Source organism: Vibrio sp. S457-15, from assembly GCF_000960545.1.
In the GTDB taxonomy this organism is placed as follows: domain Bacteria; phylum Pseudomonadota; class Gammaproteobacteria; order Enterobacterales; family Vibrionaceae; genus Vibrio; species Vibrio parahaemolyticus.
In genome coordinates this window covers 124,943-142,752 of the sequence record NZ_JYOQ01000174.1, presented here as the reverse complement: position 1 = coordinate 142,752, position 17,810 = coordinate 124,943, and the positions used below count along the sequence as shown (strand labels likewise).

Here is a 17,810-nt window from a genome sequence, read left to right as displayed (position 1 = left end):
ATGACCTCTTAGTACTTGCGTTTCAACTACTGAAGTGAATCAACTGACTGGAATTCATTTTCCACTAGCGGTTTCGCATTGGTTTGTGGAACGTGACATTGCAGACAGAAGTAACGACGAGGAGAGACATCAGCAAGTACTGCATCTTGGCGGTTTACATAGTGCGTTACACTGATTTTTGTTGCGCCAGACTCTTTCGCGTTTTTCCAGCTATGACATGCAAGACACTTGTTTGCGTTCAGTGACACTTCGTAGCTACGAATGCTATGTGGAATCAACGGTGGCTGATAAACAAAGCTGTCTTCAACGATTTGGTCTTTCGGAAAATCTTTAAATTCGTCTGCAGGGCGAGTGTCTTCCAGTTGAGTCATTCCACGTAGCGACTCAAGGCCACCTGTGCCTCCTGGATTGTCCAACTCTGCTTGCGCAATGCCTGTTACTAATGCACCTACAGATAAAAGTGCGACAAGTAATTTTTTCATCATTTCATCTCCGCCTATATGGCTTAAATTCTTTATGAGGCCGCCGCTATGACGGCCTTTACGTTCGTGATTTGACGGTTAAGCAACCTTAGTGATTTTGACTGGACACTTCTTAAAGTCTGTCTGTTTAGACAGAGGGTCAGTCGCATCAAGGATTAGCTTGTTGATCAAAATACGAGCATCAAAGAACGGTACGAATACCAAGCCTTTTGGCGGACGGTTACGACCGCGAGTTTCAACACGAACGCGTACTTCGCCACGTTTGTTCGCGATAACCACTTCTTCACCGCGACGTACGTTGCGCGCTTTCGCATCTTCTGGATGCATGTAACACACCGCATCCGGTACTGCTTTGTACAGCTCAGGTACACGACGAGTCATGGTACCAGTGTGCCAGTGCTCAAGAACACGGCCTGTACATAGCCATAGGTCGAATTCTGAATCTGGCACTTCTGGTGGCGCTTCGTACGGTGCAGAGATGATCTTCGCTTTACCGTCGGCATTGCCGTAGAAATCCCAACCAGAACCCGCTTTCGCGTATGGGTCCGAGCCTTCTTTAAAGCGCCACTGTGTTTCTTTACCATCAACGACTGGCCAGCGTAGACCGCGTACGGTGTGGTACACATCGTATGGTGCTAAGTCGTGACCATGGCCGCGGCCGAACGTTGCGTATTCTTCAAACAGACCTTTTTGAACGTAGAAACCGAAGTGGTGCGAATCGTCGTTCAGTTCACGAGCCTCTTCAAGCGGGAACTTGTCAACTTGGCCGTTTTTGAACAGCATGTCGTACATGGTTTTGCCACGGTACTGAGGCGCTTTCGCTAGAAGTTCTTCTGGCCATACTTCTTCCATCTTGAAGCGTTTAGAGAACTCCATTACTTGCCATAGGTCAGACTTAGCGTCGCCTACCGTGCCTACTTGTTGGTACCAAGCTTGAGTACGACGTTCTGCGTTACCGTAAGCGCCTTCTTTTTCAATCCACATTGCTGTTGGAAGGATAAGGTCAGCCGCTTGAGCGGTAGCCGTTGGGTATGGGTCAGAAACAACAATGAAGTTTTCTGGGTTACGGTAGCCAGGCAGACGTTCAGTGTTAATGTTCGGACCAGCTTGCATGTTGTTGTTACATTGAACCCAGTAACAGTTCAGTACGCCATCGTTCAGCATGCGGTCTTGAAGTACCGCGTGGAAACCTGGTTTTGGTGGAATCGTGCCTTCAGGCAGTTTCCAGATTTTTTCTGCGATTTGGCGGTGTTTAGGGTTAGCAACCACCATATCCGCAGGTAGACGGTGAGCAAACGTACCAACTTCACGAGCTGTACCACACGCCGATGGCTGACCAGTTAGTGAGAATGGGCTATTACCCGGAGTAGCGATTTTACCGGTTAGAAGGTGGATGTTGTAAACCAAGTTGTTCATCCACACGCCGCGAGTATGTTGGTTCATACCCATTGTCCAAAGTGACATTACTTTCGTGTTTGGATCGGCGTATTGCTTCGCAAGCTCAATCAGTTTTTCTTTCTCAACACCCGAGATCTCAGACGCTTTCTCAACCGTGTATGGCGCTACAGACTTCTTGTACTCTTCGAAAGAGATTGACGTCAGTTTGCCTGAGTTAGGGTTTTTCGCAGCTTTTTGTAGCGGGTCGTCGTCACGCAGACCGTAACCGATGTCGGTGTCTGCTTGAGTAAAGTTCGTGTGCTTGTTCACGAAATCCCAGTTGACTGCATCGTTTTCGATGATGTAGTTCGCGATAAAGTTAGCAATCGCAAGGTCAGACTGTGGGTTAAAAATGTAGCCATGATCTGCCAACTCGAATGAACGGTGGTAGTAAGTTGAAAGTACGTTTACGCGAACATGAGGGTGGCTAAGGCGACGGTCAGTAATACGAGTCCATAGTACTGGGTGCATTTCTGCCATGTTCGAACCCCAAAGCACGAATGCATCAGCATTCTCGAAGTCATCGTAACAGCCCATAGGTTCATCGATACCGAAAGCACGCATGAAACCTACTACCGCAGACGCCATACAGTGACGCGCGTTAGGATCAATGTTGTTAGAACGGAAACCGGCTTTCATCATTTTCGCCGCCGCGTAGCCTTCCATTACAGTCCATTGGCCAGAGCCAAACATACCAACGCTAGTTGGGCCTTTTTTCTCTAGGGATGCTTTCCATTTTTCTGCCATCGTATCGAATGCGACGTCCCACGAAACCGGCGTAAACTCGCCATCTTTGTGGTATTTGCCGTCTTTCATACGAAGAAGAGGTTGAGTCAGACGGTCTTGACCGTACATGATCTTAGAAAGGAAGTAGCCTTTGATACAGTTTAGGCCTTTGTTTACTGGTGCTTCTGGGTCACCCTGAGTAGCAACGACTTTACCGTTTTGAGTACCAACAAGAACAGAACAGCCTGTACCACAAAAACGACAAGGCGCTTTGTCCCATGTGATTTTGGTTTGATCAGAGCTTGCAATCAGGTTCGCTGCAGATGCTGGTAGTGTAATACCTGCGACAGCAGCAGCTGATGCAGCCGCGTTTGCTTTCACAAACGCACGTCTTGTCATTTTCATACTTCACCCTCGATTTGGGAATGTTGTGTTCCAGTGTCTTCTTCATCCGTTTCTTCAAGCGCAGTTTCGATTTGGTGATAAACCAACACTGTGCTCAAAACATTCGGTAAATTGTTAATGGCATCGATAGTGTCTGTGATGAAACCTTGGTTTTCGGTTTCAAGCACCACAACGATTTTGCCTTCTGGACTGTCTCCGTAAATTTCCGCGTTTTCATACGTTTCAATTTGCGTCTTAATTTCATCCAGATGCTCAGGCAGCACGTGCACTACCAAACTTGAAATATGCACTTCATTTAGTGACATATAGTTCTCTCATTTATTGCCGTTTACCGTATATACGGCTTAGGCTGTTATATTGCTCACATTGATGGATGAAGTCGGGCACACAGAAACACATGCGCCGCAGCCGTTGCATTCATCAAGGTTTAAATTGGGTTGTGCTACTTTTCCCAGTTCTAACTTGAACTGGATTGCCATTGGGTCGCACATGTCCCCACAGCTTCTGCATTCGACATTTTGCTTTGCTAAACAGCTATCACTAATTACTGCTTTTGCGTGCCAAGGTTGCTCGGTTTCTGTTAAAAAGAGCGGCTCTGGACAAACATCTGCGCATTGATAGCAAAACGTACATTCATCAATAGAAAAATCGACTGAAGGGAATCCGCCGTCACTTTTGGTTATAATTTTCGTTTCGCAGGCGTCAATGCACTTTCCGCAACGAGTACAACCATCCGTGAACTGTTCTGGTCGGGCTAACCAAGGTAGGCGAACGGCGTTATCGGTATGCATTTTTCTTGCAAAGAGTCTTCTTCTGGAAAGGTCTACCACTTAGTCACCTCGAAACTTGGAACCCAAACTAAGCATAGTCCACAATTTTCATTAATAAACTGTCATTAAAGCTAACGAAATTGTAGTTTTTGACATATTTGTATAAATACCTCTTAGGAGGTAATTGGGATGCAATATTGTTTTGGATCAATAAATTCCATCGCAGGTGATCACATATTGATAAAGTTGAAAGTCAATGGGTTCATTGTGTGTACAAGTTGGACAATAAATAGGCGAGGAACTCTGATTGTTTAAAAATGTGAAAAAGTCAGTAACGCGCACAATTGCGTCCGCGATGCTTCTGATTTTGTTGTTATCAGTAGCAACGACTGGCTTTGCTATTTTTACCCTTGCGTCAAGCCTAAATGACGCAGAAGCCGTCAACGTGGCGGGGTCGATGCGCATGCAAAGTTATCGTTTAGCACACGACATTCAGATTCGATCTGTTGATTATTCTTCACATATTGACGCATTTGAGCACTCTATTTACTCGCCTTCGATGAAAGCACTTCAGCATTGGTCTGTGCCGGAAGACATCACTCACGATTACTATCGCTTAATCATGCGATGGCACGAGTTAAAATCGGTGCTTAGAGGGGAGAACCCAAGTCAATATCAACTCTTGGTCGCGGGCTTTGTTCAGCAGATCGACGACTTTGTGTTTAAGCTACAAAACTTTTCTGAGCAGAAGCTCATCAACTTAGCTTGGATTGGTGGGTTAGGGCTGGGCGGCATTCTTTGCGCCAGTATGTTTGTTGTCCACTTTATCCGTTTGGAAGTCGTGAGGCCGCTGCGTGCATTAGTATTCGCAAGTGAACGCATTAAAAATCGCTCTTTTGATATCAATTTAGCGGTGTCAAGTGACAACGAAATGGGCATACTCACGCGTACCTTCAATCGGATGGCGACAGACCTCGGTAAGCTCTATCGTGGATTGGAACAGGCGGTAGACGAGAAAACTCGCAAGTTGCAACATGCGAATCAGTCTTTAGAAGTGCTTTATGATTCCTCAAAAGAACTCACAGCATCGCGCATTAATCAGGATAATTTCCAGGCGATTTTGAAGCACATTGCGAGCTTAGAAGGCATTAAAGCGGTAAAGCTTGAAATCGAACAGTTGGGAGAGCCTAATTGGATCCTTACGGAAGGGGAAGAGTGCTGCCATGATTGTGATGATGAATGTCATGCAGAACCTTTAACGTTAGATGGCGAACATCTCGGTTCTCTATATTGGAAAGCAGGCTTACCGTGCCCGAACGAGACGCTAATTGACAACTTTGTACAAATTCTCTCGCGAGCGGTGTACTACAATCGCGCACAGCGTCAAGCAGAGCAAATTTTGTTGATGGAAGAGCGCGCGACCATTGCTCGCGAACTTCACGACTCTTTGGCTCAAGCGTTATCCTATTTGAAAATTCAGGTCGCTTTATTAAAGAGAAGCGTGAAAAATCTTCCTGACGAAAAGGCCATTGCTCAAGCCAATCAAGTGATTGCAGAGCTGGATACGGGCTTGTCGGCTGCTTATACCCAGTTACGTGAGCTGTTAACGACATTCCGCCTGACGATCAAAGAAGGCAGTTTTGGCCAAGCGCTGCAAGAGATGGTCGAAACGCTTAATGAGCAAACAACGGCAAAAATTACGTTGAAAAATAGACTTTCATCAACGGAATTAGATGCGCATCAACAAGTCCATTTACTACAGTTGATCAGAGAGGCGGCACTGAATGCGATTAAGCATGCGCAAGCTGACCATATACATATTCAATGTCTTGATTGTGATGGGAAAGTCACAGTAACCGTCTCCGATGACGGGGTAGGCTTTGAACATCAGGACGAAAAAATTAATCATTACGGTATGACGATCATGCAAGAGCGAGCAGCGAGACTGCACGCCGATCTACAGATTGAGGCATCAATAAACAAAGGATGCACCGTAAAACTCGAATTCCAACACAGTAAGGAAGTAAACTTTGACAGTGTGTAAAGTAATGCTGGTGGATGATCATCCACTGATGCGACGTGGTATCCATCAACTCCTGAGCTTTGAGCCAGAGTTTGAAGTCGTTGCAGAAGCAAGCAATGGCGCAGATGCAGTCGCAAAAGCGCATGAGCTTGAGCTCGATTTGGTACTGCTAGATCTCAACATGAAAGGCATGTCTGGGCTGGATACGTTAAAAGCGCTGCGAGCAGATGGTTGTGAGGCGAGGATTGTTATTCTGACCGTTTCAGACAGCCCTGCGGATATTGAAGCGATTGTACGCAGTGGCGCGGATGGCTATTTGTTAAAAGATACAGAGCCGGATGAGCTTGTTGAGCTACTCAAACAGGCCCATCAGGGTGACAAGGCATACAGCCAAGAGGTTGCCAAGTATTTGAGTGAACGCTCTGATCATGAAGATGTTTTTGATTCGCTAACGGATCGCGAAACGCAAATACTGCGAGAGGTGGCAAGAGGCTTCCGTAATAAGCAGATTGCCGATCGTTTATTTATTTCTGAATCGACGGTAAAAGTACACATGAAGAGCCTACTTAAGAAGCTTCAAGTACCTTCTCGCACGGCGGCAACGGTACTTTACTTAGAGCGCTTCGGAGATATCAAATAATCACGCTGTCATCGCTGTGTTGCGACCTTATCTTTTGATTATTAAATAATTTTTAGCAAAGTAGAAATGAAAAAACCGCCATTAATGGCGGTTTTTTCATTTGTCTGGGCGAATAGAATACAAGTCACTGTTGTGCTTGCCGCACTCCAGATAATACTGATGCGCCACCTTTTTATTTTCGGCGACGACGATCATACTGTGCATTTTCCCCTGTTCGAAATATCGAATTTCATATTCTACACTGGTATCAAGTTGCTCAGCGGCTGCCATACTTCGCCTCCATAACCTATCCTAAAATCATCCATGCAAATAATATGCCGTTATAGGGAGCGCTGTTCGGTACAAAAATTGACCGATAAATGCGCTTTAACTCACTTTTTTGCGGATAGTTGTGATCAAAAAGTTAATTTCAAACTCTATATACTATGAGGGTGGCAATGAGCAATTGTCACACTGGCGTAAGTTTGCCGCAATATTAAGTGATACAAGTTGAGTATAGAACTTAATCAATAGAAAAGGGAATACGAATAAGTGATTAAATTATCGAGTTTATCCAATAAAGTTCTTCAATACGGATTCGTGTTCTTGTTGGTTATTTTACTGGCCGGATGTACGAAAAAGTTTCTATATAGCAATATCGATTGGTTTGTTATTGAATATTTAGATGACTACGTATCGCTTAACGATGAACAAGAAACGTTGCTTGAAGAGCGACTATTGCTATTAGCAGATTGGCATAAGAAAGAAGAATTGCCGTTATATATCGATCACTTAAAAGATCTTGAGAATATTAACGCAAACAATATTACTCTCGCGTTTTTGCAGCAAAACCGAGAAAAAATGAAAGCGCACTATGATCGTATTGTGTCGAGATCGGCGCCAGATTTGTTCTCTTTGAGCTTACAACTGACGCCAAAGCAACAACAAGAGTTTTTGCAAAACGTGCGAAAGGACTATCAAGAAAGAAACGCAAAATATGCGGATAAAACCGAAGCAGAGATCAGAGAGATTATTTTAGAGAATACTGAGGAGTGGATGGAAGAATGGATTGGGGAATTGAATAGCGATCAAAAACGGTACGCAAAACAAATTTCCCAGCAAACGATTTTGAATAGTCCACTTTGGCGAAATTATCGCGCTTCAATATATCAAGAGTTGGAATACCTTTTTGAAAATCAGTCCAACAGTGTTGTCTATCAACAAGTATTTATGCAGTTATTGTTCGAGCCGGAAAGCTATTATAGCGAGCAACTATCCGAGAATATCGATCACAACCTTGGGTTAGTGGATCAATTGATGTTAAACGTAGCGAAGTCGATGACCGATAAACAGTGGATCCACTTCCACAATAAAGTCAAAGAATGGCGAGTGTTAGCAGAAGAACTCCAAGATTAAACATATTGAAAACAAATGGTTATCGTTATGTATGCCAGGCTGAACCGAGACTTTCTGATGAAAAAATGATTCAAAGCAAATTCTTATTGAACTAAGAGCGTAACATGGAGTGAGGTTTATTACGGGCACTAGGCGGCCTCGCATTTTAATAACATTAGGTAGCCGAACTCATTTAGAGTAATTGAAGTTCATTCGTCAAAGCTACCCATGTTCGGCAAACCTTAGTATTGCCGGTTTGTTTGAGTGCGATGCGTAGTCTGGTGTTTATCGCTTAGAACAATGAGAATAAATATGAAGCATTTAGTCGAAAGATTCCTTCGCTACGTCACGTTTGACACCCAATCAAATCCCCATGCTGCCCAATGCCCAAGCTCACCTGGCCAACTCGTTTTTGCAGAGTTGTTGAAACAAGAGATGCTAGATCTTGGTTTGAGCGATGTGACTTTAGATGAACACGGTTACTTGATGGCAAAACTGCCGTCGAATGTTGATTACGATGTTCCACCAATCGGCTTTATCGCCCACATGGATACTGCACCAGATGCGTCTGGTAAGAATGTAAATCCGCAATTTGTTGAAGACTATCAAGGTGGCGATATTGCTCTTGGGTTGGGAGACGAAGTGTTGTCTCCGGTTCAGTACCCAGACTTGCACAACCTACACGGCCACAATTTGATTACCACCGATGGCACAACGTTGCTTGGCGCGGACAACAAAGCGGGCATCGCAGAAATTTTGTCTGCGATCGCGGTGTTGATTGAGAATCCAGACATTCCTCATGGTGACATTTGTATCGGTTTTACGCCGGATGAAGAAATCGGTCGTGGTGCAGATTTGTTTGATGTTGAGAAGTTTGGCGCGAAATGGGCTTACACTATCGATGGTGGGCCACAAGGCGAACTTGAATATGAGAACTTCAATGCGGCAAGCGCCGATGTGATTTTCCATGGCGTAAGCGTTCATCCAGGTACGGCTAAAGGCAAAATGGTCAATGCGATGAATTTAGCGGCGCAATTCCAAGTTAAAATGCCAGCAGACCAAACCCCTGAAACCACCGAAGGGTATGAGGGTTTCTTCCATCTGAAATCGGGAGAATTGGGTATCGCCCGCAGTGAACTTGGTTACATCATCCGCGATTTTGACCGTGAAGGGTTAGAAGAACGTAAGGCGCTGATGCAAAAACTTGTCGATGAAATGAACGCAGGTCTGAAACACGGTTCTGTCGAACTTAACATTACCGACAGTTACTACAACATGCGCGAAATGGTTGAGCCGTACCCTCACATTATCGAATTAGCGAAACAAGCAATGGAAGCGTGTGATGTTGAACCGTTGATCAAACCGATTCGTGGTGGTACGGATGGCGCGCGGTTATCCTTTATGGGATTGCCTTGCCCTAACATCTTCACCGGTGGTTTCAACTTTCATGGTATCCATGAATTTATCTCTGTAGAGATGATGGAAAAATCTGTCCTTGTGATTGTAAAAATCGCTGAACTTACCGCTAAAAAACACGGTTGATGGAACGTTCACCCACTCAATTCAATTGAATGGGTGACATCGATACAAAAAAGCCCAGACAATTTGTGTGTCTGGGCTTTGTAGTTTTGGGAAGGACTAACGAACGTCTTTATCCTCGAAATTGATGTCGTCTAGCGGTAGCCAATCTACCTCAACACCCGCCTGATCAAACATATCTTGGCTCACTTGGATTTTATCTCCCCAGCGAGATAGAAAGTCTTCAGACTGTTCTGGGCAGTGAACGCGCGAAATACCTGTTTGAATGATCTTTGCAGCGCAGTTTGGGCACGGGAAGTGCGTTACCCAAATGTCACAACCATCCAAATCGCGTTTTGAAAAGAGAATTGCGTTCTCTTCTGCATGCAGAGTTTTTAAGTATTTCAGTTCACGTTCGTCGGTGTCTACACTGTCCGAAACACCGTGTGGATAACCGTTAAAGCCAACAGAAACAATGCGGTTCTGTTTAGTGATCACCGCACCTACCTGCGTTGAAGGGTCTTTACTCCAAGACGCCACCAGTTCAGCCATTTGGTAAAAACGTTTCGCCCATTTAGAAATCATGCTCATCCTCTCGGTCGAAGGCTTTGAATTATCTGAATGATAACCCATTTTTTTTAAAAAAATAGTCGAAATACGAGCATTACAGTGAAAGCGATTCGTTTTCATGGTTAATCGGGGAGAGTTTGTTCAGCTCTAAGCAACAATTCCGCCTTTATTGATGAGTTTATTGGTCAAAATTGGCAAACGAATGAGTCATACATCACATTGATAATTAGAGGTTGCTTATATTGTGGGGTGAATGAAGATCTGAAAATGATTTCAAATGCATCAACTTTATTTCGGTTCGTTTCAATTAATTACATTTAGAAACATTTTACACAATTTATGTAGGAGAATTCGGAATCTACTGTCTGTAAGGTTAGTGTGTTTTCAACAATATCCTGTTCCATAAAGACGGTAAATACATGCAAAAGAAACCACTTGTCGCATTAATGGCGGCTACAGCTATCCTTGCAGGATGCGGAGAAGCGAATAATGCCCAAAGAGAGAGCCAAGCGCCTCTTGTCGTAACTCAGGATGTCACGGTAATCGACTACCAACCGAGTAAATCATATATCGGTCGCATTGAAGCGGTAGAAGATACCAATATCACAGCACAGATTTCAGGCTATTTACAAGCTCGTCATTTTGAAGAAGGACAAATGGTAGAAAAAGGTCAGCTTCTTTATTCTATTGAACCTTCTTCTTTTGAAGCACAAGTGGCAAGTGCGAAAGCAGCGTTAGCACAAGCAAAAGCTTCGCTTAAAAAGGCAGAGCTTGACCACCAACGCGGGAAAAACCTGCTTCCTCGTGGCAGCATCTCCCAATCGGAATTTGATGCGTTGACAGCAACATTGCTAGGCGCGCGTGCGGAATTAGAAGCCGCGAATGCACAGCTTAAACTTGCAGAAGTCAACCTTTCGTACACGCAAATCCGAGCGCCGTTTAGTGGTCGTATTAGCGACACTAAAGTGAGTACTGGTGATCTGGTTTCTCCATCTTCAGGTGTGCTGACGACGCTCGTGAGCCTAGACCCTGTGCACACTTCGTTTAGCGTCAGTGAACGTGAGCGTTTAGCGATGGGCATGGATCGAATTAAAGGCGATGGTTCGGCCGAGTCGAACGGTGTGGAAGTGCAACTAGAGCTAGAAAACGGCCAGTTTTTCGAACACCTAGGTCAGCTTGATTTCTTGGGTAACCGTATTGATACCAAAACGGGCACGATTGCTATGCGTGCGTTGGTGCCAAACCCAGAACACAAACTGCTTCCTGGCCAGCACATCAAAGTCAACTTACGTGATAAGAACACGCGAGATGTCATCGTCGTGCCTCGTCGTGCGGTGCAAACTGACCTAGAAGGTGACTTCGTGATGGTGACAACGGAAGGCAACGTCGCTGAGCGTCGCAATGTAGAACTTGGCCCGCAAGTCGAGCAGGGCATCATCATTCGCGAAGGTCTTGAGAAAGGTGAAGCTGTTATCACACAAGGTCTACAGCGTGTTCGTAATGGCGTAGAAGTGCGTGTTCAAACTCCAACTGAAGACAAACAGTAGGAGGTCACATGTTAAGTCGTTTCTTTATACAAAGACCTAAGTTCGCGCTGGTCATTTCGATCATCCTGACGTTGGCTGGTGCCATTTCGTTAGCGATTTTGCCAGTGGCTGAATATCCGCAAATTAGTCCACCGTCGGTTAGCGTAACGGCGTACTACACTGGTGCCAGTGCCGAAGTGGTTGAACAGGCCATCGCCGATCCGATAGAGACATCGGTGAACGGCGTAGAAAACATGATTTACATGTCTTCGAAAAGTGCTAACGATGGTTCGTACAGCTTAAACGTTACGTTTGATGTTGGTACCGACCCAGATATGGCGCAGGTGAACGTGCAAAACCGAGTGTCACAGATTGAGTCAAAACTGCCTCAGGAAGTGCGCATGGTCGGCGTGACGGTGAAAAAGCGTTCTCCTGACCTATTGATGGTTCTGAACTTCTATTCACCAGACGGCAAGTACGATGACCAATTCTTAATTAACTACATCAACTTGAACGTAAAAGATCAGTTGGCGCGTGCGAAAGGCATTAGTGAAGTAAATGTAATTGGCGGTGGTGAATACGCGATGCGCGTGTGGTTGGACCCAGAAAAAATGGCCAACCTCAAGCTAACGACATCGGATGTATATGCTGCTTTAGCGGAGCAAAACGTTCAGGTTGCTGCTGGCCGTGTTGGTGCCGCGCCGTACAATAACCCGCAAGAAGTGCAGTTTAACCTAGTGACGAAAGGTCGCTTAGAAAGTGTGAGCGAGTTTGAAAACGTTGTTCTTCGTGCCAATCCAAATGGCTCTACGGTTTATCTAAAAGACGTTGCTCGTGTTGAACTGGGTAAGAAGTTCTACGATGGTAACGGTAAGTTCCGTGGGCAAGATGCTTCGATTGTCGCTCTGTCACTTCAGTCTGATGCAAACGCATTAGAAAGTGGTAAAGCAGTAATGGAACTGCTTGAACGCTTGAGCGAAAACTTCCCTGAAGGTATGACTTACGAAACCAGCTACGACACGACTGTGTTCGTCGCTGAGTCGATCAAAGGCGTGGTAAAAACACTTGTCGAAGCGATTCTACTGGTTATTGCCGTAACCTACCTATTCTTGGGCAGTGCGCGAGCAACGTTAATTCCTGTGGTCGCGATTCCAGTTTCGTTGATTGGTACGTTTGCCATCATGCAAGCGACTGGATTCACCATCAACACGGTAACCTTGTTCGGTTTGATTCTCGCGATTGGTATCGTGGTGGATGACGCGATTCTGGTTATCGAAAACGTTGATACCACGATGGCGAAAGATCCAACCATTTCACCTCGTAAAGCAACGTTGCTAGCGATGAAAGAGGTGACTGGGCCAATCATTACCTCAACGTTGGTTCTGTTGGCGGTATTCCTACCTGTTGCGATGCTTCCGGGTATTACTGGCATTATGTATCGTCAGTTCGCATTGACGATCTGTATTTCGGTTGTGATTTCGTCAATCAACGCGCTAACGCTGTCACCGGCTCTTTGTTCATTGGTATTAAAACAAGGTGGCGGCAACACGGCTAACTGGTTCCAAGCATTCAACCGTGGTCTAGAGCGTGTTACTACGCGTTACGGCCAAGTTGCAGGCTTCCTTGTTAAGAAATCTCTGTTATTGGTTACGTTCTTCATCGTTGCGGTTGCTGCGGTGTCTTTCTTCGCGAAGACGACATCAACGGCATTCGTTCCTCAAGAAGATAAAGGCATTTTGTTGGTCAACGTTCAGTTGCCTGATTCTGCTTCTCTGTCTCGTACAGAAGAGGTGACGAGCGACTTGATGAAAATGATCGAGGAAGAACCCGGTGTAGATGGCGTAACGGTTGCAAACGGCTTTTCGTTTATGACTGGTGCTGCGGCGTCAAACGGTGCTTCGCTGTTCATCAAGTTGCATGATTGGGAAACGCGTAACTCGCTAGGTGGTGAACATTCTGCCAACGCGATAGCAGCTCGCATCAATGGTCGAGCTGCGATGGAATTGCCTCAAGCTGTTGTGTTTGCGATGGGGCCGCCTGCCGTTCCGGGGATGGGCGCTGCTTCCGGTTTTGAATTTGTATTGGAAGATACGTTAGGTCGTAGTCGCACTGACTTGTCGATGGTGATGGGGGAGCTGATTCAGGCAGCAAACCAAGCTCCTGAGATCGCGTACACCTTTAGTACATTCCGCGCGAACGTACCGCATTACTATGTGGATATTGACCGCGAGAAAGCGCAACAACTTGGCATTTCGCTGTCGTCTATCTTCCAAACGTTGCAAGGCAACTTAGGTTCGCTTTACGTGAATGACTTCACCATGTTTGGTAAGAACTTCCGTGTAACCATGCAAGCGGACAGCCAACACCGTAGTGGCATGCAAGATTTGGAACGTTTCCATGTTCGCTCTTCGATGGGGGAAATGGTGCCACTAAGGACGCTAGTCAGCTACGAGCAAGTATTCCAACCTGATGTGGCATGGCGATACAACATGTACCGTAGTGCCATCATTCAAGGCCAACCAGCTCCGGGTTACTCAAGTGGTGATGCAATTGCAGCGATGGAACGTGTTGCTGCAGAAGTTCTACCACAGGGCTATACCTACGAATGGACGGGCATGGCGTACCAAGAAGTGCTTGCTGGTAACCAAGCCATTTACGCATTTGCGTTGGCGTTGATCTTCATTTACTTGTTCATGGTGGCGCAGTACGAAAGTTGGAGTATTCCTCTGGCGATCATTTTGGTGGTACCTGTTGCAACGCTAGGCTCCTTCCTCGCGCTGAACTTAACGGGTACGCCATTAAACTTGTACGCTCAGATTGGTCTCGTTCTCCTTATAGCCTTGGCCGCGAAGAACGCCATTTTGATTGTGGAGTTCGCGAAGCAAGAGCGTGAAGAGAAAGACGTTGCCATCGATGACGCAGCCGTAAAAGGTGGTACGCTACGTTTCCGTGCGGTGAACATGACGTCTTGGTCGTTTATCTTGGGGATTTTCCCGTTGATCTTCGCCGCTGGCGCGGGTCATGTGAGCCAAAACTCGCTCGGGGTGTCTCTGATTGGTGGTCTATTGTGTGTGCTTCTTGCTGGTACGTTCTTGATTCCGGGCTTCTACGCTCTGGTACAAAGACAACGTGAGAAGATTCATGGTGGCAATACAAAGCTTGTTCCGCTTGATGATGAATAACTACCGACACGATTTGGGTTGAGTTGATACTGAGCCTAGATAGAAAACAAAAAGCCCGAAGCATTCATTCGCTTCGGGCTTTCTTATTGGATTAAAGAATCTACTAGTAGATTACTTTAAGCGAGTCTTAAACTCGGCTACCGCTTCATCCATATCGTGTGCTTGAGCCGACACTGAGTTCACTTCATGCAAACATTCTTGCGCGGAGTGCATGTTGTTTTCAGAGATAACGTTCAGCTCAGTGATTGAGTCGCTAACTTGGTTCATCACAATGCCTTGCTCTTCAATCGCAGAAGCAATGCGCTCTGAGTTGCCTTGAATAGCGTGCATGTCCGTGATGATTTGCTGGAGGCTTGCGTCTAATTGTTCAGATGCACTCAGGGTTTGCTGACCTTGTTCGTTACATTGATCAATATCGGAAACCACCATCGACATCTGCGCTTGGATGTCCATCACAACTCGCGTGATCTCTTCCGTGGATTGATGTGTACGGCTCGCAAGAGCGCGAACTTCATCTGCAACCACGGCAAATCCACGTCCTTGCTCACCCGCACGAGCCGCTTCTATAGCCGCGTTAAGTGCAAGCAAGTTCGTTTGTTCAGCAATGTCTTGAATGATGTTCACCGCACCGCCAATTTTATCGACGTGTTGGTTCAATGAGCCGATAGACTGTTGGCTGTTCGATAGGATACCCGTCAGCTGACCAACATTCGTCACGGTCATTTCTACGACAGAGCGACCTTGTTCGGCGTTAGTCGCGGCTTGGTGAACACCTTCAACCGCAACCGATGTGCTTTCAGAAATTTCACCGATAGTGGCAACCATCTGCTGCACGGCCGTCGCCATAGAGGCGGTGTGATCAGTTTGTGCGTGGAACTGTTCCATAACACCTTCAAGCTCACGATGCATGTTGTCCGTGCTCGCTGTTAACTGCATCGATTTTTCTTGTGTGTTGTGGATCAAACGCTCTAGCTTTTCGAGCAGATCGTTGAGATGGTGGCTGATATCAAACAGTTCATCCTTACCAGCAAGATCAGAGCGCAAGCCCATGTTATTGCTTTCGCTGATGTTCTTAATCGTTGCTAGCAAGCTGCCAACACGAACGTTGATAGAGCGAGAAATTTGCCAAATCAGCGCAAAAATCACTACTAAGATGAACGCAGTAATGGCTTGCTTGATGCTTGCCATTTTTTCATCGCGTTGGGTTGCGGCAGAATCAATCGATGATGAGAAAGCTTCAAACTGCTCTTCCACGGCGTGAGATAGCGCGCGAGTTTCGCCCAGTAAACCTTTGTTGTACGCCACACCAATGACTTGTTTTTGAGCTGCAAGTTGTTTCGCTGACTCTAACAGTTCTGAGACGTATAGGTCAGACAGTTTGCTTGCGTCAAATTCGCCCACTTTCACCGCATTATCAAACTGGATAAGAGAAAGGATTTGCTGATGGTCGGCGCTTTTCTTTGCTTCAAGTAGCAGGTTTTCGTAACGCGCAAGAATGCCACTTTCTTTGTCTAGGCCATACTTTTGAGAAGCGGAAACTAATGCTTGGAAACCTTTTTGATAAGCGAGTAAATCCTGCTTGAAACGCTGACTTGACGGTAGGTCGTATCGGTTTAGGATTTGAGCGAGCTCTTTCTCGGTGCTTAAAAACTTATCAACATTGCTATCAAATTTATCTAAGTATTTGACATTGCTGCGAAGTAAAAAGTCTTTCTCATTGCGTCGCAAGTTGAGTAAGCGTATTTCTAAATCACCGACAAGTTTTACTGCGTGGTTGAGTTCATTGCTCTGATTTGCGAAATGAGATGAGGTACCCAAAAGGGTCACAATGCCTAAAATGGCGATAACTCCGAGGAAGTAGAGTTTTTGCCTAATAGTCATATTGTTGTTTCCTGAATAAGTGACTAAAAAAGAGAAATCCAATCAGATTTCCAAGGGCTAGCAAACGTTGTTCAACTAACATGTTGTGAAAATGACATGCCTTAATACAGCACTTTTTTACGTTGCTGTTTTTTTGCCCCCTGCTTGTTCTTACTATCAAGTCGGCGGCGTTGTGAAGCGCGGGTTGGTTTTGTTTTAATGCGCTTCTTATCTTGTAAGGCGGCAGCTTTAATCAACTCTTGTAGGCGATTTAGCGCATCCTCTTTGTTTTTTTCTTGTGTGCGAAACTGTTGCGCTTTAATGATCACCACACCATCTTTAGTGATACGGCTATCAGAAAGTGCAAGTAATCGCTCTTTGTAGAATTCCGGTAAACTTGAATGGTGTATATCGAAGCGCAGATGTATGGCAGTCGCTACCTTGTTAACGTTCTGTCCGCCATTTCCTTGAGCTCTAATGGGCGTTAATTGTATTTCCCATTCTTGAAGTGTGACGGAGTTCGAAATTTTGAGCATGATAAGCAAATGCCGATAAGGACGATTGAAAGAGCTGATAAATTAACACTACAGATGTACAAATAGAAGAAAAGACATGAGCACGATTGATTTTAGGCCATACGAAGGATTCATCTTTGATATGGATGGTACCTTGATTGATACCATGCCTGCCCACCTTGCGGCTTGGCAAGCAACGGCTGACCGATTTGATTTTCCGTTTTGTCAGGAGTGGTTACACAGCTTAGGCGGAATGCCGAGTTTTAAAATTGTTGCTGAGTTGAATCGTCATTATGGGTTATCTCTAGATCCTCAAACGGTTTCAAAATTCAAAATGGAGACGTTTGCCGCGATGGAATTGCAGGGCGAGGTCATCCAGTGCACTGGCATTGTTCTTGAAGAATATTTAGGCCAAAAGAAAATTGCGGTCGGGACGGGAAGTCAGCGAGAAAGTGCGATGCGTCTGCTCAGTCATGCAGGGTTGATCGACAAGCTTGATGCCGTTGTGACGGCTAGTGATGTCGAAAATCACAAACCTTGTCCGGATACTTTTCTATTAGCCGCAGATAGATTAGGGATTGACGCGCAAAACTGTCTGGTTTTTGAAGATACAGAATTGGGTAAACGTGCGGCTCATTCTGCGGGGATGGACTGTGTCATGGTCGAAGGAAATAATCTCATTTTTTATCCGAAGAGATAAGTGCTTACTATCGATGGACGATGCTTGAATCTCCATTTCTTGATTTTATTTCCATCATAAAAATCCCAAAATACTGAAAGTG

15 protein-coding genes are annotated in these 17,810 nt (G+C 45.5%); 7 read left to right on the top strand and 8 right to left on the bottom strand.

The window, feature by feature from the left end; genetic code table 11:
* Positions 1–26 precede the first annotated feature (26 nt).
* The 4 genes from UF05_RS17950 to napF form a co-directional block, all read right to left on the bottom strand.
* On the bottom strand, positions 27–482 hold the full coding sequence (locus UF05_RS17950; RefSeq protein ID WP_011106440.1) for a nitrate reductase cytochrome c-type subunit: 456 nt from the start codon (positions 480–482) through the stop codon (positions 27–29).
* A gap of 78 nt (positions 483–560) precedes the next feature.
* Positions 561–3,050, bottom strand: a complete 2,490-nt coding sequence (gene napA, locus UF05_RS17945) for a periplasmic nitrate reductase subunit alpha (protein WP_005463500.1) — start codon at positions 3,048–3,050, stop codon at positions 561–563.
* Positions 3,047–3,355, bottom strand: coding sequence for a chaperone NapD (locus tag UF05_RS17940; protein WP_005463501.1), 309 nt, complete (start codon positions 3,353–3,355; stop codon positions 3,047–3,049). Before UF05_RS17940 ends, napA begins: the two co-directional genes overlap by 4 nt.
* A 39-nt stretch (positions 3,356–3,394) precedes the next feature.
* Complete coding sequence (napF, locus tag UF05_RS25040; protein WP_005499272.1) at positions 3,395–3,880, bottom strand: ferredoxin-type protein NapF; 486 nt, start codon at positions 3,878–3,880, stop codon at positions 3,395–3,397.
* 247 nt (positions 3,881–4,127) lie between these two features.
* On the opposite strand from napF, the gene narQ reads away from it, so the two are divergent.
* Together narQ and UF05_RS17930 are read left to right on the top strand one after the other, a co-directional pair.
* Positions 4,128–5,864 (top strand): nitrate/nitrite two-component system sensor histidine kinase NarQ, encoded by a 1,737-nt coding sequence (gene narQ / locus UF05_RS17935; protein WP_045546211.1) that lies wholly within the window; start codon positions 4,128–4,130, stop codon positions 5,862–5,864.
* Positions 5,851–6,483: a response regulator gene (locus UF05_RS17930; protein ID WP_005485085.1), complete on the top strand. Its 633-nt coding sequence runs from the start codon at positions 5,851–5,853 to the stop codon at positions 6,481–6,483. The genes narQ and UF05_RS17930 overlap by 14 nt, the downstream gene beginning before the upstream one ends.
* A 96-nt stretch (positions 6,484–6,579) precedes the next feature.
* Here UF05_RS17930 and UF05_RS17925 read toward each other — a convergent pair whose 3' ends face one another.
* Positions 6,580–6,753, bottom strand: a complete 174-nt coding sequence (locus UF05_RS17925; RefSeq protein ID WP_005463506.1) for a hypothetical protein — start codon at positions 6,751–6,753, stop codon at positions 6,580–6,582.
* Positions 6,754–7,014: 261 nt separating this feature from the next.
* On the opposite strand from UF05_RS17925, the gene UF05_RS17920 reads away from it, so the two are divergent.
* Both UF05_RS17920 and pepT read left to right on the top strand, forming a co-directional pair.
* A complete protein-coding gene (locus tag UF05_RS17920; RefSeq protein ID WP_079879720.1) occupies positions 7,015–7,878 on the top strand; it encodes a DUF6279 family lipoprotein in 864 nt (287 codons plus the stop codon).
* Positions 7,879–8,169: 291 nt separating this feature from the next.
* Entirely contained in the window at positions 8,170–9,399 is a 1,230-nt protein-coding gene (gene pepT, locus UF05_RS17915) for a peptidase T (RefSeq protein WP_045545465.1), read from the top strand.
* Between the two features lie 96 nt (positions 9,400–9,495).
* Here pepT and UF05_RS17910 read toward each other — a convergent pair whose 3' ends face one another.
* A complete protein-coding gene (locus tag UF05_RS17910) occupies positions 9,496–9,960 on the bottom strand; it encodes a dCMP deaminase family protein (protein WP_005485131.1) in 465 nt (154 codons plus the stop codon).
* A gap of 404 nt (positions 9,961–10,364) precedes the next feature.
* Here UF05_RS17910 and vmeY point away from each other — a divergent pair, with 404 nt between their 5' ends.
* Both vmeY and vmeZ read left to right on the top strand, forming a co-directional pair.
* Positions 10,365–11,492 (top strand): multidrug efflux RND transporter periplasmic adaptor subunit VmeY, encoded by a 1,128-nt coding sequence (gene vmeY, locus UF05_RS17905; protein WP_005485167.1) that lies wholly within the window; start codon positions 10,365–10,367, stop codon positions 11,490–11,492.
* A gap of 8 nt (positions 11,493–11,500) precedes the next feature.
* Positions 11,501–14,653 carry a multidrug efflux RND transporter permease subunit VmeZ gene (gene vmeZ / locus UF05_RS17900; RefSeq protein WP_045545464.1) on the top strand — a complete coding sequence of 1,051 codons (3,153 nt, stop codon included), beginning with the start codon at positions 11,501–11,503 and terminating at the stop codon, positions 14,651–14,653.
* Positions 14,654–14,764: 111 nt separating this feature from the next.
* Here the strand turns inward: vmeZ and UF05_RS17895 are convergent, their stop codons facing one another.
* Positions 14,765–16,534, bottom strand: a complete 1,770-nt coding sequence (locus UF05_RS17895; protein ID WP_045545463.1) for a methyl-accepting chemotaxis protein — start codon at positions 16,532–16,534, stop codon at positions 14,765–14,767.
* Between the two features lie 101 nt (positions 16,535–16,635).
* On the bottom strand, positions 16,636–17,049 hold the full coding sequence (gene arfB, locus UF05_RS17890) for an alternative ribosome rescue aminoacyl-tRNA hydrolase ArfB (RefSeq protein ID WP_005463517.1): 414 nt from the start codon (positions 17,047–17,049) through the stop codon (positions 16,636–16,638).
* Between the two features lie 76 nt (positions 17,050–17,125).
* Here arfB and UF05_RS17885 point away from each other — a divergent pair, with 76 nt between their 5' ends.
* On the top strand, positions 17,126–17,728 hold the full coding sequence (locus UF05_RS17885; RefSeq protein ID WP_045545462.1) for a beta-phosphoglucomutase family hydrolase: 603 nt from the start codon (positions 17,126–17,128) through the stop codon (positions 17,726–17,728).
* Positions 17,729–17,810: the final 82 nt, after the last annotated feature.

Bases quoted from the DNA above. Each gene is read 5' to 3' on its own strand.
- UF05_RS17950 (WP_011106440.1), bottom strand. From the start codon at position 482: ATGAAAAAATTACTTGTCGCACTTTTATCTGTAGGTGCATTAGTAACA.
- napA (WP_005463500.1), bottom strand. From the start codon at position 3,050: ATGAAAATGACAAGACGTGCGTTTGTGAAAGCAAACGCGGCTGCATCA.
- UF05_RS17940 (WP_005463501.1), bottom strand. From the start codon at position 3,355: ATGTCACTAAATGAAGTGCATATTTCAAGTTTGGTAGTGCACGTGCTG.
- UF05_RS17925 (WP_005463506.1), bottom strand. From the start codon at position 6,753: ATGGCAGCCGCTGAGCAACTTGATACCAGTGTAGAATATGAAATTCGA.
- pepT (WP_045545465.1), top strand. From the start codon at position 8,170: ATGAAGCATTTAGTCGAAAGATTCCTTCGCTACGTCACGTTTGACACC.
- UF05_RS17910 (WP_005485131.1), bottom strand. From the start codon at position 9,960: ATGATTTCTAAATGGGCGAAACGTTTTTACCAAATGGCTGAACTGGTG.
- vmeY (WP_005485167.1), top strand. From the start codon at position 10,365: ATGCAAAAGAAACCACTTGTCGCATTAATGGCGGCTACAGCTATCCTT.
- vmeZ (WP_045545464.1), top strand. From the start codon at position 11,501: ATGTTAAGTCGTTTCTTTATACAAAGACCTAAGTTCGCGCTGGTCATT.
- UF05_RS17895 (WP_045545463.1), bottom strand. From the start codon at position 16,534: ATGACTATTAGGCAAAAACTCTACTTCCTCGGAGTTATCGCCATTTTA.
- arfB (WP_005463517.1), bottom strand. From the start codon at position 17,049: ATGCTCAAAATTTCGAACTCCGTCACACTTCAAGAATGGGAAATACAA.
- UF05_RS17885 (WP_045545462.1), top strand. From the start codon at position 17,126: ATGAGCACGATTGATTTTAGGCCATACGAAGGATTCATCTTTGATATG.